13 protein-coding genes are annotated in these 15,373 nt (G+C 57.4%); 2 read left to right on the top strand and 11 right to left on the bottom strand.

Features of this window, described 5'->3' with window-relative positions; translation table 11 throughout:
• Positions 1-14: 14 nt before the first annotated feature.
• The 10 genes from AC13C0_RS07085 to pilB all read right to left on the bottom strand — a co-directional run bounded on the left by AC13C0_RS07085 (position 15) and on the right by pilB (position 12,411).
• Positions 15-2,186 carry a hypothetical protein gene (locus AC13C0_RS07085; RefSeq protein ID WP_117617751.1) on the bottom strand — a complete coding sequence of 724 codons (2,172 nt, stop codon included), beginning with the start codon at positions 2,184-2,186 and terminating at the stop codon, positions 15-17.
• Positions 2,187-2,340: 154 nt separating this feature from the next.
• Complete coding sequence (locus AC13C0_RS07080; protein WP_117617750.1) at positions 2,341-2,901, bottom strand: YfaZ family outer membrane protein; 561 nt, start codon at positions 2,899-2,901, stop codon at positions 2,341-2,343.
• A 123-nt stretch (positions 2,902-3,024) separates the two neighbouring features.
• Positions 3,025-3,213, bottom strand: coding sequence for a DNA gyrase inhibitor YacG (gene yacG / locus AC13C0_RS07075; protein ID WP_117617749.1), 189 nt, complete (start codon positions 3,211-3,213; stop codon positions 3,025-3,027).
• Positions 3,214-3,261: 48 nt separating this feature from the next.
• On the bottom strand, positions 3,262-5,613 hold the full coding sequence (locus AC13C0_RS07070) for a hybrid sensor histidine kinase/response regulator (RefSeq protein ID WP_482954188.1): 2,352 nt from the start codon (positions 5,611-5,613) through the stop codon (positions 3,262-3,264).
• 43 nt (positions 5,614-5,656) lie between these two features.
• The gene (gene tsaA / locus AC13C0_RS07065; RefSeq protein ID WP_117617747.1) at positions 5,657-6,403 is read right to left on the bottom strand and encodes a tRNA (N6-threonylcarbamoyladenosine(37)-N6)-methyltransferase TrmO; all 747 of its coding nucleotides are present in this window, start codon (positions 6,401-6,403) and stop codon (positions 5,657-5,659) included.
• A 179-nt stretch (positions 6,404-6,582) separates the two neighbouring features.
• Positions 6,583-7,698, bottom strand: a complete 1,116-nt coding sequence (locus AC13C0_RS07060; RefSeq protein ID WP_482954187.1) for a hypothetical protein — start codon at positions 7,696-7,698, stop codon at positions 6,583-6,585.
• Entirely contained in the window at positions 7,670-8,323 is a 654-nt protein-coding gene (coaE, locus tag AC13C0_RS07055) for a dephospho-CoA kinase (protein ID WP_482954227.1), read from the bottom strand. The genes AC13C0_RS07060 and coaE overlap by 29 nt, the downstream gene beginning before the upstream one ends.
• Positions 8,324-8,467: 144 nt before the next feature.
• Positions 8,468-9,343 carry a prepilin peptidase gene (locus AC13C0_RS07050; RefSeq protein WP_482954186.1) on the bottom strand — a complete coding sequence of 292 codons (876 nt, stop codon included), beginning with the start codon at positions 9,341-9,343 and terminating at the stop codon, positions 8,468-8,470.
• 129 nt (positions 9,344-9,472) lie between these two features.
• On the bottom strand, positions 9,473-10,693 hold the full coding sequence (locus AC13C0_RS07045) for a type II secretion system F family protein (protein WP_482954185.1): 1,221 nt from the start codon (positions 10,691-10,693) through the stop codon (positions 9,473-9,475).
• A gap of 2 nt (positions 10,694-10,695) precedes the next feature.
• On the bottom strand, positions 10,696-12,411 hold the full coding sequence (gene pilB / locus AC13C0_RS07040; protein WP_482954184.1) for a type IV-A pilus assembly ATPase PilB: 1,716 nt from the start codon (positions 12,409-12,411) through the stop codon (positions 10,696-10,698).
• Between the two features lie 408 nt (positions 12,412-12,819).
• Here pilB and AC13C0_RS07035 point away from each other — a divergent pair, with 408 nt between their 5' ends.
• Positions 12,820-13,311, top strand: a complete 492-nt coding sequence (locus AC13C0_RS07035) for a pilin (protein WP_482954183.1) — start codon at positions 12,820-12,822, stop codon at positions 13,309-13,311.
• A gap of 626 nt (positions 13,312-13,937) precedes the next feature.
• Here AC13C0_RS07035 and AC13C0_RS07030 read toward each other — a convergent pair.
• Positions 13,938-14,897, bottom strand: coding sequence for a transposase (locus AC13C0_RS07030; RefSeq protein WP_482954182.1), 960 nt, complete (start codon positions 14,895-14,897; stop codon positions 13,938-13,940).
• 257 nt (positions 14,898-15,154) lie between these two features.
• On the opposite strand from AC13C0_RS07030, the gene AC13C0_RS07025 reads away from it, so the two are divergent.
• Positions 15,155-15,373 (top strand): Rpn family recombination-promoting nuclease/putative transposase (locus AC13C0_RS07025; protein WP_482953826.1); only part of this gene is annotated, 219 nt, incomplete at its 3' end.

The following is a 15,373-nucleotide window of genomic DNA, read 5'->3' as shown; positions in this document are numbered from 1 at the left end:
TGGCCCAGAGCTCGTCAGGGCAGGCGGGTGGCGATGACCAGGCCGGCCTGTTCCTCGTTGCCTTCCGTGGTCCGGAACCTCAGGTAGAACTGGTTCTGACTGCCTGTGTGGAAGCCCTCGAGCACCAGATTGCCGGCACTGAACCGGACCCGGCCATCACCGGTCCGGGTGTAGGTCAGGGCAATGTCCGGATCCTCCTGAAGTTCCGGCGTTGTCACCGTCTCATTGTTTACGGAATGGCTGCTGGCCAGGGCAATGGGCGAGAATGTTGCTGTCGTGGAGGAGTTGATGGTCAGCAGGGCATTGTCGAAATGCCGGAGCCGGTTGGTATCCGGCGCCAGTCCCAGCGCAACACCCTGCAGCCGGAACTGGCCGGCGGAAGGTGCGCTGTTGGCGGTCTGCTCCGCGGCGATCAGCAATCCATCCCCTAGCGGGCTGTCGTCCAGGTTGAAGGCCATCAGAGTACCATCAGGGGTGCTGGCGCCGATGCCGATGTCCGGTTGTTCGAAGTCCCCTGAAGCGGTGGTTATGTCCAGGTTCAGCCGGCCAATGTCCACTTCGCCCTTGCTCAGCGTTGAGGTGCGGCTGCTAAGGGTCCAGGATTCCGTGCGCGTGCCGGTATCGTTGGTGGACACGCCGCCGGCATTGCCCCGGCGCACGGTCGTGAAAGTCTGGGACTGGCTGACGGTGCCCGAGTCGATCTGCCACTGGCCGAGCCCGGTTTCAATCGCCATCGGTACCGCCGCCTCGCTGAAGCGGGTTGCCAGGTAAAGCATGTTGTAATTCCGGCCATTGAGTGAGCTGGCGTCGAAACCTTCCTTGCGCAGCAGGTTGATCTCGAGCACTGACAGATACTGGTCTTCCAGGGTGCCGAGCCGCCGTAACTGGTCGCCTTCGGCCTCCAGCTCGATGGCCTTGCCTGCGCTGAAATACCCGCTGATTACCCGGTCTGGCCCCGTGGTATCGTCCACAGGCAGGCTGGTGAAGGCATTGAGGTAGTAAGGGTTGCGGGTCCAGCCCATGATCTTTGAGCTGCCGCGGCCGGTAATGCTCTGGAACAGGGCACGGCCGGCCAGCAGGCGAGTGTCTTCCAGCAGGGTGGCGGCGCCCGGGGATGAGGAGTGCGTGTTGCGCTCCCAGTTATCCGAACCGCGCTCAAAGAAATTATTGCCCTTCTGATGAATCAGCGCTTCACGATCATAGGGAATGTCACTGGCCAGGGACGTGACCCGGATATTGAAGGCATCAAAGCTGGCTAGGGTCAGGGCCGGGTAGACATAGCCAATGCCGCTTGTGTCTTCCAGCACTTCCTCCTGAGTCGTGCGAACACCCCACTGGCCAGAGCCGGCCAGGGAGGGCTCCAAAAAGGTCTGGCCCAGCTCGATGCCCAGGAAGATAGAGTTGTAGTCCGCCGAGCTGGCGCTTATCTTGCCCGAGGACGACGCACCCAGCAACGCGTAGCCGGCCATGGCGCTCACGTAACGGGCGAAATCGCCCCGCGCGGAGAGTAAGTCCAGGGCATCCTGAAGGTCGGCCCCGGAGGGAATGTCGATCTCAAAGTCGTGAACCTGGTCGGCCAGGGTGGACCACACATACTTGTTCAGGCACAGCTCACCGTTGGCATCGGCCACACAGTCCAGAATGGCCTGGAATTCCCCGGCGGTGTAGCTGCTCAGGGCGTTTCGCACCAGGTACTCGGAGAAGGGGTTCACCTTCACATCCCGGTCGGCATCGGCGGCGAGGGCCCGCATGCGGGTGTTACCATAAACCGCATCAATGATGACGTCCGGGCCCAGGGGCAATCCCTCCGTGAACTTGATGATCGTGAAGCCTTCGCTGTCGGTACGGGTGGAAATCGCGGGCTCGTCCAGGACCTGCAGGGCCGGGTTGGTGTAGTAAACACTCACCCTGTCTGGTTGCACGATTCTCAGGTTACGGCGGGTTGATTCGCCAGTGCCGGTTACGCCATCCGGCACTTCCATGGTAACCCGGACTTCGTCGGTTTCCAGGCCGCCGGCGTTGGTGGAGTCGCCGGTACTGCCAGAGCTGAAGTCGGTTACCGGATTTTTGTTGCCGGCGAAGTCGTTGGGCTGGTTGCGCGCTCCTTCAATGGCACTCTCACCGCTCCCGCATCCGGCGGTGAGCAGCAGTGTGCAGCAGAGCAGTAAACCGAAAGTGAATCGCATGCCTGGCTATCCGTGCAGAATTAACAGGCAAACAGTCTAACAGTCGGATTCTCGGGAAAGCGTGAGGAAAAGCACGAAAGGGCCACGAAAAAGCAATGAAACGGGCGCCTGTTTCCCGTTGAGAGAGGAGGCGCCCGATACAGAAAGGCTGGAATCAGAAGAAGATTTTCATGCCGGCCATGACACCTTCGTCCAGGTTCACGTCACCGCGCAGCGGGCGATCAAGCTCGGTGTTCAGGTAACGGTAACCGGCAAACACTTCGGCATTGCGGATCACCCGATAGCTGCCCCTCAGCTCCAGGCTGGTCATGTCGTCGGAGTCGCCGAAGGAGAGAATGCTGGGGGCGTAATGCAAACCACCGGTGAAAGACAGGCCCGGCACGTTCGGAATGTTGACGGTGGCAAAACCGCCAAGCCCAATGGCACCGCCGTCAGCCCGGCTCTGGTCCCAGTAGATGCCACGCATACCGATACCGGCGGTGGTGGGCAGGTTACCCAGGGCGGTACGACCCTGAGCATGGAAATCCACGTTGAAAATGTCGCGGCCGCCTTCTCGGTAAGTGTAGCCGGTGCCCAACTGGAGATCGTTGTTGGTGCCGAAGAAATTCACCTGGCCTTTCACCGAATCATTGGTAAGGCTCAGGTCAACATCACCTGCAAACGCGGGCGCGGCAGCCAGGGAGAGAATCATCAGGGAAATCCGGGACGCTTTCATGTGTGCACCTTCGGTAAGTTATTCATTGATTTGGCGGTATGGTAACGGGGCGCCTGAGGCCACTCAACTTAAAAGCCGGTAAGTCCCCGTTAACCTCTTGTTTCTGTTTTTGGATTCAGGAATTCAGTGCCGGGTGTTTTCTCCGCCCTGGTCCAGGTCCTCTGGCGATACGTTCTCGGCCGGTACCCGGTATTCCTCGTTGGCCCAGGCCCCCAGATCGATCATCTTGCAGCGCTCCGAACAGAACGGGCGCCAGGGGTTGGATTCCGTCCATTCCACGGATTTTTTACAGGTTGGGCATTCAACGTTCATGGCTGCCTTCAGGTATTGGAAACGTTACTGGATGTCCTTGCCACCGGTTCAGGAGGCGGCGGACGCTTTACAGTATTGTTCCAGTACTGCCCGTAGCATTTCAATATTGACAGGCTTGGCAACAAACAAATCCATGCCGGAACGGCGGCAGCGTTCCTCATCTTCTTCCATGGCGCTGGCGGTCAGGGCTACCACCGGAATCCGTTCCCGATTATGTCCCTGTTCCCATTCCCGGAGCCTGCGCGTAGCCTCAAAACCGTCCACGCGGGGCATCACACAATCCATGAAGATCAGGTCGAACGGGTGCCATTGCCACAGGCTGGCGGCGGCCTCGCCGTCGTTGGCCGTCATCACATCACAACCCAGCTTCTCCAGAAGCCGGCGGGTAAGCGTGCGGTTTACCGGGTTGTCTTCCACCAAAAGCACCTTCATGCGGCCGCAGGGCAACTCGCGCCGCCGGGCGGTATCGGTTACCGCCTGCAGGGAGAAACGGGTCAGGAAGCGCCGGTCCTGCCTGGCGGCATCCGCAAACAACTGGTTCAGAATCGGTGTCAGGCAGGATTCCCGCAGTGATTTGCTGAGGAAGGCATCCGCGCCTGCCTGGCGGAAATGCTCGGCATCGCCCCGCTGGGGGTTGGACGAGAGAATCAGCAGGCGCATATCCGCCCACAGCGGGTTGCTGCGGATCTGCCGGCACAGCAGGTCGCTGTCCATATCCGGCACAAAGCCGTCCAGAATAATGGCGTCGAACGGCTGCAGGCCATCAAACGCCGTGCGCAGGGACGTCAGTGCCTCACCGGCAGACTTCACCGCCTCAATCTGCACCTCGTGGCGCGACAGCATTTCCAGGGTGATCTTGCGGGAGAGCTCGTAGGAGTCCACCACCAGAATCCGGCGATTCCTCACCATCCGGGTATCCGGCCGAACGCGGGTGGCGTTCTCCGGGGCAACTGGCAGGGTTAGTTCTATCCAGAACGTGGAGCCTTCGCCGGGCCGGCTCTCCAGATCCAGCGAGCCGTCCATCAGGTTCACCAGCTGCCGGCAAATGGTCAGACCCAGACCGGCGCCGGGGAGCTGGCGCTGGAACTGCTGGCCCAACTGCACATAAGGCTCATAAACCAGAGGCACGTCTTCCGGATTGATGCCGACGCCAGTATCTTCCACCGCCAAGCGAATCCGGGCCTGGTCGTCCCGGCGGCCCAGCATCTCAATGCTGATCAGCACATGGCCGGAATCGGTAAACTTGATAGCGTTGGAGGTGAGGTTAAGCAGGATCTGGCGAATCCGCACCGGGTCGCCCTTCAAAGCCCAGGGCAGGTTCTCGTCGATGCGCAGCTCCAGGGCCAGCCTTTTCTCCCGGGCCCGCGCGCCGAGCATATGCACCAGATCGTTCAGGGTTTCCCGCAGATCAAAGGGAATGTCATCCAGCACCAGTTTTCCGGCTTCCATGCTGGAAATGTCCAGCAGGTCGTTGATGATGGCGGAAAGGCTCTCCGAGGCGCTCAGCAGCGTTTGCACATACTCCCGCTGTTCCTGATCCAGAGGCGTGTCCGTCAGCAGGTTGGCGTACCCCAGAACCGATTGCAGGGGGGTTCTCAGTTCGTGGCTGACATTGGCCAGGAACTGGTTCTTGGCGTGATTGGCCCGAACCGCCTCATCCCGCTCGTCCTGGGACTGGATGGTGGTCTGGCGCAGGGAGCGGGTGTCTTCCAGAATCTGCAGGCGCATCTTGTTCAGGGCCTGTTCCAGCTCGGAGAGTTCGTCCGGCGTTTTCAGGGCCTTGCGTTTCAGCTTCAGCGGGTCCACCAGAGCATCCAGGTTCAGCCGTGCCGCGTAGTCGGCCATGGATTCCAGGTGCCGGGACAGGGTCAGGCGAACAATCACCAATAATCCCAGGGTACCCAGCATCACCACAATGGACTGGAACAACAGGTTCAATAGCGCCCGGTTCCAGAGCTCTGCGTAGATCTGGTCAATGGAGGAGGTGACGGTCAGCGTGCCCACATTCTCGGGGCTGCGGATGGTGGAGCGGTCAAACACCAGGGGAAAGGTCTGGGAGATAACGCGGCCGTCCGGATAGGTTCCGGTGCTGAATTCCTCGCCAGTGGTGGTGACCACCCGGGCATACTGGATCGCGGGCACCGCTTTCATGTCATCCAGGCTGTTGGCCACCTCGCTGAAATTCATCAGCCAGATGTTGTTACTCATGCTACCGGAGACCAGTTCGGCGGCCCGTGTCTGATTACTCAGCAGATCAGCCTTCCGGCGCTCAAACTCGCCGATCAGCTGAACGCCGGTGGCCACCAGGGATAAGAGAAGGCTGAACAGCAATACATAGGCGAGCAGTCTTGCCGCCAATGGCCGTATTCCCAATCGTTCGAATAGCTGCTTTGAAGGCAAGGCACAAATTCCCTGTGTCGACTACAAAATCACCAGAGGGAGTTTAACAGACCGTTAGCACTTCGACACGTTTCCATGAACGATCATTCACAAATCGGAAGCGCACATTCAGGTCGTACAGGTGGGCACCGTAAATGCGATCTTCCTCCCGCCCCCGGCGAAAGGAAGGGCGCGGGTCATAACCCACGACATCCTCAATCAGGGGGCGCAATGCCGGGTAGTGTTCCGGTGGCAGCTCGAGGATCTGCTGCTCCGCTTCTGGCAGGAACACCACCTCCAGCCTTTCTTCAGTGGGCGGTGAATCGGCCCAGCCCAGGGTGGCCTCCGGCACGGAATCGGCAAAGGGCAGGTAGGGCTTGATATCGAGAATCGGTGTGCCGTCGATCAGGTCATGATCGCTGATGCGAAGAATGAGCTGGCCATCTACCCGCAAAAGCCCCTCATTGCGAACCACCGACAGGCCAAGACTGTTGGGACGAAATGGCGAACGGCTGGCAAACACGCCCATCTTCCGGTTACCGCCAAGCCGGGGAGGGCGCACCACCGGCCGCCACTCGGCACGCACCGCCTCATGAAACTGAAAGGTGAGCCACAGATGGCTGGCGGTCTCCAGACCCCGGAACGCATCCTCCCGGTCAAACGGCGACTGGATGACCAGATCGGCCCGGGCATGGCGGGTCAGCCCCGGCTGGCGCGGCACCCCGAACTTGTCCCGGAAGCAGGAACGGGTAATGGCAACCGGGGTGAGCGTGAGGGCCTCGGCGGCAGGTTTTGAGGGGTGTCGGGACATCTAAAACTCCGGAACGGAACACCGCAAACTCCGGGGTCAGAAGAACGCCGTCTTCTGACCCCATGTTCAAGTCATACTCCGGGGTCAGATGAACGCTTTCATCTGACCCCTCTTTCAGCTTTAACCCGGGGTCAGATGAACGCTTTCATCTGACCCCATTTTCACATCTGACCCCTGCTTCAAAGGCGATCACCTTCAATAATACCGGAGAAAAACATCTCCACCCGGAAAATCACCGAAGCCCGGTCCTTGGAGCTCTCCTCCCTGGGGAATTCCAGCGCCGGAATCAGCTCGGCATACAGCCAGTTGCTGTGCAGCCGGTACCGAAAGGTCAGATCCCCGAACACCGAGGTGGTGCGCCAGGACGGCTGGCTTTCGCCCAGCACCCCCAGCCGGGGCGTGACAACCAGCCGGTTATTGGTACGCTTTTGCAGGCTGAAAATCTGTGCAGCCACAAATTCCCGGTCCCGGTGCACCCATTCCAGCTCGGATGAGGACCGAAAGTGCCACCCTTTCCCCACCGGCCGCCCGGCATCAATCCAGGTGCGCTCGCCCCAGCCATCCTGGTGGAAATAATAAAAGCGTTGCTGCGCGTTCAGAACCCACTTGTCGTCCAGCCGCCACCGCTTCTTCGCCGTCGCCCGCCAGAAGGCATCCGCAGGAATCCGCAGGCGCACACCCAGGTCATTGGAGAAATTGATGGCGTCACCCACCTCCGTCAGGTAACGCAGGGCGCCCGTGGCTTCGGTATCCGAGCGGTCCGCTTCAGTAAGCTGCCGGTAGCGCTGGCGCTCCGCGAAGGGAATCAGTTCCTCGCTTTCGCTCTCAATAACCAGCCGAAGTTTTTGCCTGGTTGTCGGAATATCCAGCCGGAACCGCGCCTCCGGCTTAAACTGCGCCGGATCTCCATATTCCGACTCGGTGGCAAAACCAATGCGCAGGTAGCTTTCATTATTGGGAAGATCGTAGTTGCTGCCCGAAAGCGTTCGGTCTGCCCACTGGCCCAGGGACTGGATTCTGGGGCCCTGGACGCGCTCCTGGCGCAGAACCCAGTTACTGAATTTCAGCCAATACGAATCCCTGGGCTCTGCCCAATACTCATCCGGCTCAAAGGTGTAAAACCCAATAGGCAGGGTCTCCGGCGACAGAATCTCGGCCACAGATCGCTCCTTCACCTCAAACACCCGCTCGATGCTGTAGCTGGGAGAAGGGAAGGTCAGAGTGAACGCAGCCGCCAGACCTGCAAGCCGGAAGCGGAAAGACCCGTCAGCCAAAATCCACCAACAATCGCTCATGCAGCTCACGCACCTGACGCGCCACCTCATCCAGAGGGCGGTTATTGTCAATTATAGCGTCCGCCCGCGCCAGCCGCTGCTCCCGCGGCATCTGCGCCGCAATAATCCGCTCAACCTGTTCTTGAGAATTGGTGTCCCGGGCCATGGTGCGTTCGATCTGGACATCTGTGGGGACATCGATCACCACAATGCGGTCGACAAGCTCGTGCTGGTCGGTTTCAAGCAAAAGGGGAGAAACAAGAAGAACATAGGGAACAGGGTGGTTACTCCCTTCTGCTCCTGAGGGACTGGGGCCGGGGCGGTCCGACGTATCGGAGGGGGGCTGCTTTAACTGCCGCACAAGCTCCTCCCGAATCACCGGATGTAACAGCGACTCCAGCCAGGCTCTTTGCTCCGGATCCTCAAAAACAATCCCCCGAAGCCGCCCCCGATCCAGGGCACCTTCAGAAGTAAGAATCCCCTCCCCAAAATGCTCCGCAATCCGCGCCAGCGCAGGCGTGCCCGGCTCAACCACCTCCCGGGCCACATCATCCGCATCCACCCAGTGCACGCCAAGATCCCCAAAAAGACGCGCAACCGTGGATTTGCCGGAACCAATCCCGCCAGTCAGACCAACCGGAGTCAGACCAACCGGGGTCAGACCAAAAGCGCGAAGCGTTTTTGCTCTGACCCCATCTTCATCAGACCCCATTTTCACCTGCTTCCAAAATCATACTCCAAGACCAAAAGGGGGGGTCAGATGAAAGCGTTCATCTGACCCCAAGTTCAGCTAAACCCCAAGAAACCCAAACCAGAACCCCTGAATCTCACTACCAAACCAAAGGCAAAGCAACCCCGCCGTAGCCAGATAAGGCCCGAACGGAATCGGCACTTCCCGCCCATGCTTCTTGAACACCATCAGGCTGATACCCACAACCGCACCAACCACCGAGGAAAGCAGAATCACCGCCGGCAACAGCTGCCACCCCAGCCAGGCACCCAGAGCGGCCAGCAACTTGAAGTCGCCATGCCCCATGCCTTCCTTCCCGGTCACCAGCTTGAACAGCCAGTAAACCGACCACAGGGAAAGATAGCCAGCCACCGCGCCCCAGAAGGCACTGGTAAAGTCCGTCAGCACACCAAAATAATTCAGCACCAGCCCCAGCCACATCAGGGGCAGGGTGATGTTATCCGGCAGCAGCTGGGTATCGAAATCAATAACTGTCAGCGCTACCAGAGCCCAAACCAGCAGAAGGGCCCAAAGCGCAGACTCGTTCGGCCCGATGACACCAATGGTCACCACCGAGAAAATCGCGGTAACGGCCTCAATGATCGGATAGCGGGGCGAGATAGGCGCCTTGCACGAAGCGCATTTGCCCCGCAGGATCAGCCAACTGACCACCGGAATATTCTCCCAGGCCCGAATGCCATGGCCGCAGGAAGGGCAGGTGGAAGCCGGCGTGGAAAGAGTCATCCGCTCTTCCTGCTTGCGCTGCTTGTCAGACAGCTCCAGAAACTCCTCGCACTGGCAGCGCCAGTCCTGGTGCATCATCTTCGGCAGCCTCAGAATCACAACATTCAGGAAGCTGCCGATGCAGAGGGAAACCAGGGTAACGGTAAGGTAAAGCAGCCAGGGGGTAGAAAGAAAGGTATCCAAAGTAAGCATCAATTGACCGAAAAGCAGCTGGGCGAACTCGGGGTCAGAAGAAAGCCTTCTTCTGACCCCACTTTTACGTGAACCCGGGGTCAGATGAAAGCCTTCATCTGACCCCATTTTCATCTGACCCCATGCTCGCTAACCAACAACCTGCCCCATCTGAAAGATCGGCAGATACATCGCAATAATCAAACCACCCACCAGCACACCCAGAACCGCCATAATCATCGGCTCCATCAGCGCGGTGAGGTTATCAACCATATCGTCCACCACTGCCTCATAATGCTCCGCCACCTTGGCCAGCATCTCATCCAGGTTACCGGACTCTTCACCGATAGCCGTAAGCTGAACCGCCATAACCGGGAACACATCCTGCTGGCGCATCGAAGCCTGCAACTGGGTACCGCTGGAGACATCGTTCTTGATGCGGTCGATGGCATCGCGGTAAACCGCATTGCCCGTGGCCCCGGCCACGGAATCAAGCGCATCCACCAAAGGAACACCCGCAGCAAAGGTGGTAGAGAGTACGCGCCCGAATTTAGCAACGGCGGATTTATCGAGGATTTCGCCGACGACAGGCAGTTTCAGAACGTACTTATCGACAAGGTCCGAGAATTTCCGGGACCGGCGAACAGCCTCTTTAAATAGAAAAATTGTGCCGATGATGCCAAGGAGAACGACAAACCACCAGCTTTGCATCCACTCAGACAAGTGCACAACCATCTGAGTAAACACCGGCAACTCCGCGCCGAAACCCTGGAACAGGCTCTCAAACTGAGGTACAACTTTCACCAGAAGGATGGCCGTAACAATAATCGCCACCACGACAACGGCAATCGGGTAGGTCATTGCCTTTTTAACTTTCTTCTTCAAAAGCTCGGTTTTTTCAAGATAGGTGGCAATCCGATCAAGCATCGCCTCCAGCGCACCGGCCTTCTCACCCGAATCCACCAGGTTGCAATATAAGTCGTCAAAATACTTGGGATGCTTACGAAGGGCCCCGGCAAAGCTGGTGCCGGACGAAATATCATTCCGGATACTCATCACCAGTTCCTGAAGCCCCTTGTTATCCAGGCCATCCGCAACAATGTCAAAGCTCTGAACCAGGGGCACACCGGCTTTCATCATGGTTGCCAGTTGCCGGGTCAGCATCGCAATATCGAAGGGTGTCACCTTCTTGCTGCCGCCAAACAGCGGTTTAGGCTTCTTCTTTACCCTGTTCGGAATAATGCCCTGTTTGCGAAGTTGCGCTTTTACCAGCGCAAGGTTGGAGCCGGTCAACTCGCCCTTGGACTTGTTACCCTTCCGGTCCTTCCCTTCCCAAACGTACGATTCCAGCTTCTGCGCTTTCTCTGCCATGCTTAATCCTTCGTCACGCGGTTGGCTTCCTCCAGGCTGGTAACCCCCTCAACAACTTTACGAAGAGCGGATTGCCGCAATGTCCGGAAGCCCTCTGCCTGAGCCTGCTTTGCAATTTTGATGGAGCTGGCTTCTTCCATAATCATATTCGCCAGCTCGTCGGTAATCTTGACCACCTCGTAAATACCGACGCGGCCTTTATATCCTCCATTGCATTTATCACAGCCCTTGGGGCGGTACAACGTGAAGCCTGTATCAATTTGTTCCTGTGTGAACCCCTCCGCCAAAAGCACGTCTTTTGGAATGTCAGCGGCCTGTTTGCAGGAACTGCACAGCCTCCGGCCCAACCGCTGGGCAATGATCAGGCTTACCGATGTGGCGATGTTGAACGAGGGCACACCCATGTTCATCATCCGCGTCAACGTTTCTGCCGCGCTGTTGGTGTGCAGGGTAGAGAGCACCAAGTGGCCAGTCTGCGCGGCCTTGATGGCAATGTTGGCAGTTTCCAGATCCCGGATCTCACCCACCATGATCACGTCCGGATCCTGCCGCAGGAAGGCCCGCAACGCCTCGGCAAAGCCCAGGCCCACCCGGGTATTCACGTTAACCTGGTTAATGCCCTCCAGGTTGATTTCCGCCGGGTCTTCCGCCGTGGAGATGTTGATGCCCGGGGTGTTCAGAATATTTAGGCCGGTATAGAGAGACACAGTTTTACCGGAGCCCGTCGGGCCGGTGACCAGAATCATACCTTGCGGCTGGGCGAGGGCATCCATATACAGTTTCTTCTGATCTTCCTCGTATCCCAGAACATCAATGCCCAGTTTCGCCTGGCTGGGGTCCAGAATCCGCAATACGATCTTCTCGCCCCAAAGGGTGGGCAAGGTATTTACCCGGAAATCGATCGCCTTGGTCTTGGACAGCTTCATCTTGATCCGGCCATCCTGGGGCACCCGCCGCTCGGATATATCGAGCTGCGCCATGATTTTCACCCGGGCGGAAATTTTTGGCGCAAGCTTGATCGAAGGGCGCGACACTTCCTTCAAGATGCCATCGGTGCGATACCGCACCCGGTAGATCTTTTCGTAAGGTTCAAAGTGGATATCCGAGGCGCCGCCCCGAATCGCATCGAGCAACATCTTGTTGACGTACTTGACGATAGGCGCATCATCAACCTCACTAGCAACGACCGCGCCTTCATCTTCCTGTTCGCCACCTTCCGTTTCAACACCTTCAAGATCGGAATCGTCCAGATCACCCATCGTGGTGTCCTGGGATTCCAGATACTTGTCAATGGCTTCGCGCAACTTGGCATCATCAACGAGAACCGCATCGGTACTCAGGCCAGTATTGAACTTGATCTCATCCAGAGCCTGAATGTTGGTCGGGTCCGAAACGGCTATAAACAGCCGGTTGCCTCTCTTATACAAAGGGAGCGCGTTGTGTTTCCGGACCAGTTTCTCGTCTACCACTTTCTCGGGCATCATTTCCGGCATGAAGGCGGAAAGGTCCAGAACGGAGACGCCAAATTCCATCGCAGCCGAAAAAGCGAGCTTGGAGCTGTCTGCCAGATTGTTCTGGGTCAGATAGGTGATAAGCGGGATGCGGTTCTGAGAGGCCTGAAGGAACGCATCCTTCGCTGTTGCCTCATCCAGATGTCCGTCATCTACGAAGCGCCTCGCAAGGCCCGTAAGCGTAATATTGCTTTTATTGGAAGACATAATTTGAGTAAAGAGCGCAGCCTAAGTGTCTGAAACGGATGTTTTGTCAATTGCAGTGAGTTTAGATGGCTCGCATTCATTTGGAAAGACACCCTTTGCAAGGGTTAGAAGAAAGCCCGCTTCTGACCTCTCCTTCATGAACCACTCCAGACCAACAGGGGTGACGTAGAGCGTCACCCATTGACGTCATCGGGCAGGTAAATCTATCCAAATACTGTTTGTGATATGGCTCACAAAAGGCCGCAGGACCCTGAAACAAAAGGTGTATTTTTCGAAATTTTGCGTTCTATCGATATTGGCACAGCCGGTGCATTGCAAATGGCAGGCTCAAAACACCGGTCACGGGGCGCGACTCCACCGGGCCCGGGCCAGAAAGAGTTGATCAACGACAAACACAGAGGTCGAATAATGAAGAACATTCAAATCAATCACGCTCAGAAGGGTTTCACCCTGATCGAACTGATGATCGTTGTTGCGATTATTGGTATTTTGGCGGCGGTCGCTATTCCTCAGTATCAGGACTATACAGCCCGATCGCAGGTCACGCGTGTTGTTGGCGAGGTTTCGGCTTTGAAAACCAGTGCCGAAACAACTCTTCAGCGTGGTGGAACTATTGTAGCGGGTTACACCGATAATCTCACCGCGTCTCCACAGGAGCTTGCGATTGGGTTTGATGCAGCTACTTCAAACATGGTTCAGACTTTCACAGTTGCTCAGGGTGCCACTGCGACGCCTACTCTGCAGGCTACCCTTGGTGACAATGCAAGTGCAGCGGTAACTGGTGTTGTTGTTGAATACAGCCGTGATGCTCAAGGCCGTTGGAACTGTATCATAACAGGCGGTGGCTCTGTCACTGGATGGAAAGATAGCTATGCACCTAGCGGTTGCCCTGCTTCTTAATAAGCAATCCAGGCTGGTTCACTAACAAAAGCCCCGGATTTTTATCCGGGGCTTTTGCGTCTAGCCTGAACGATGGGCTCTATGGTGACTGGTTTGGAAGGTCAGCCTCGCCAATACGCAACTCGTTTACCGCCTTCACCCGTTGTCCACCATGTTTCACGTTCAGCAATATTCTCGAAGGGATCCTATGCGCGGTAGAATCGGATTGCGAAAATTCGGGCGGCATGCCCTGCGGGACGCGGGTATAGGTCACTACCTTGTCAGTTAGGCTTACCCCTTTCGATGTTGTGCTTTGTATTGATTAGCGGGGAAATTTCATTGACGAAAACAGCAGAATTGTCTCTGTTTACCTATAGCTGCGTGAACGGACAGGCACAAGCTGACGCAAGCTGACGGCATAAGCTGACGTGACCTGATCACCTCCTCAAAGGCCCGGCGGGATTCCACCTCCGGGCCTTTGTCGTTTCTGGGTACGCATATTTCAACGTTACGTTAAAAAACTCGGCCTACACCGCGCTGAGAACTCCGCGTTCTGCCATTGATGGCCGTCAAAGCCCGGCCATCGCCCACGGTCGATTCCCAGCCTGTGGCCGGTCCTGAAGAAGAAGGGTTTGAAAGGAAGGGGCTCAGGCCGCCCGTCGGCGTTCCTTGCGGTAATCCTGGTATGTCGCCTCAAAGCGCGTGGCCCGCTCGCACCATCGCCCTGGGTCGAGGTTCAACCGTTCCAGTATCGGCAGGGCTTTCTCATCGATCACACCGCGCTTGTCGCTGCGGCTGATCCGCCCGGTGCAATCCACCAGTTCCAGATAATCTTCAAAACCAAACAGGATGCCCCGCTGAGGCCCGTTGCGAATGACGCCCTCAAAGCCCAGTAAGGGTTTCGGCGGTACGCAGAAGTTATTCAGGGCTTGTTGTTCGATCTGGTGCTGAATGGCCTCGGCCAGATTAAAGCTGGGTTGGATTCGCTCCTTGAGGCTGGTGTGGTCTGAGGCTTCGGGGGTATCGGCAATGGCCGCCCGAATCGGGTTCAGGTCAACATACGCCATGCAGGACAGTACGGCTTCTTCGGTGTCCAGTGGATAGGACTTGAATCGGCTTTCCCAAAAGTGGCCGGTACAGTTGTCTTCGCGGTTCGCCTGGCGAGCAATGGGCTCGTTCAGGCACTTCATAAACCAACTGAGATCTGCCAACCGGCTGCGATAGGCTGTAGCGTAACGGAATACCTGCCGGCGCTCTGCGTCGCAGAGGTCTTGCCCGTCAAGATAACGCTGCACCAGCGGGGCGCCCTTATAAAGGCAGCACCACCGCGATAGCACTTCATCGTCACTCCAGGGCACCACATCGTCTGGGCTGAGTTTGACCACCAGGTGGTAGTGGTTCGCCATAACTGCGTAGGCGGCAATATCCACCGCAAACACCGAAGACAACAGCCGGATGCGCTCCTCGATCCAGCCCCGCCGGTGCTCGTAGCTGCGCCCCGTCTGGTGGTCTTCACCACATAGAAAGGTACGCCGTACGCAGCGGGAAATCACGTGATAATAGGGCGTGTCTGCAACGCTGACTTGTTCAGCTCGTGGCCTGGGCATGAGTGACTCCTTGTCGAATGCCGGAATGGTAAAATAGTGGCATAGAGCTGGATGGATATCCAGTTATGGCACTTCTCTGTGACTTCTACGGATTCTGGCCTGAAGGCTGAGCGGCTGAGCCAGTCTGGAAACGTTGATGAATCTGTTACCCACTGCCGGTAGATAGGGTATCGGTCTGGCTCGTCAGGTTACTGGTTGACCGGTGAGGTGGTGGTCAGTGGCTGTGGTAGACTTCAGGTACTGAGACAGGAGACCCCATGGCAACGAATCACCACGACACCGGTTACAAGGAGCTGTTCAGCCATCCGGAATTTGTCCAGCAGTTGATTGAAGGGTTTGCACCTTCTGAGATTGGTGAGCTGATGGACTTCCGTACCCTCACAAACCATAGCGGCAATTACATTACCCCGTTGTTTGAAGAGAAGTTTGAAGACGTGGTGTGGTCGGTGGACATCACCTGGGAGGGTGTGCCCCAG

This window comes from Marinobacter sp. B-21, assembly GCF_056857895.1.
This window is presented reverse-complemented; position numbering and strand designations above follow the sequence as displayed.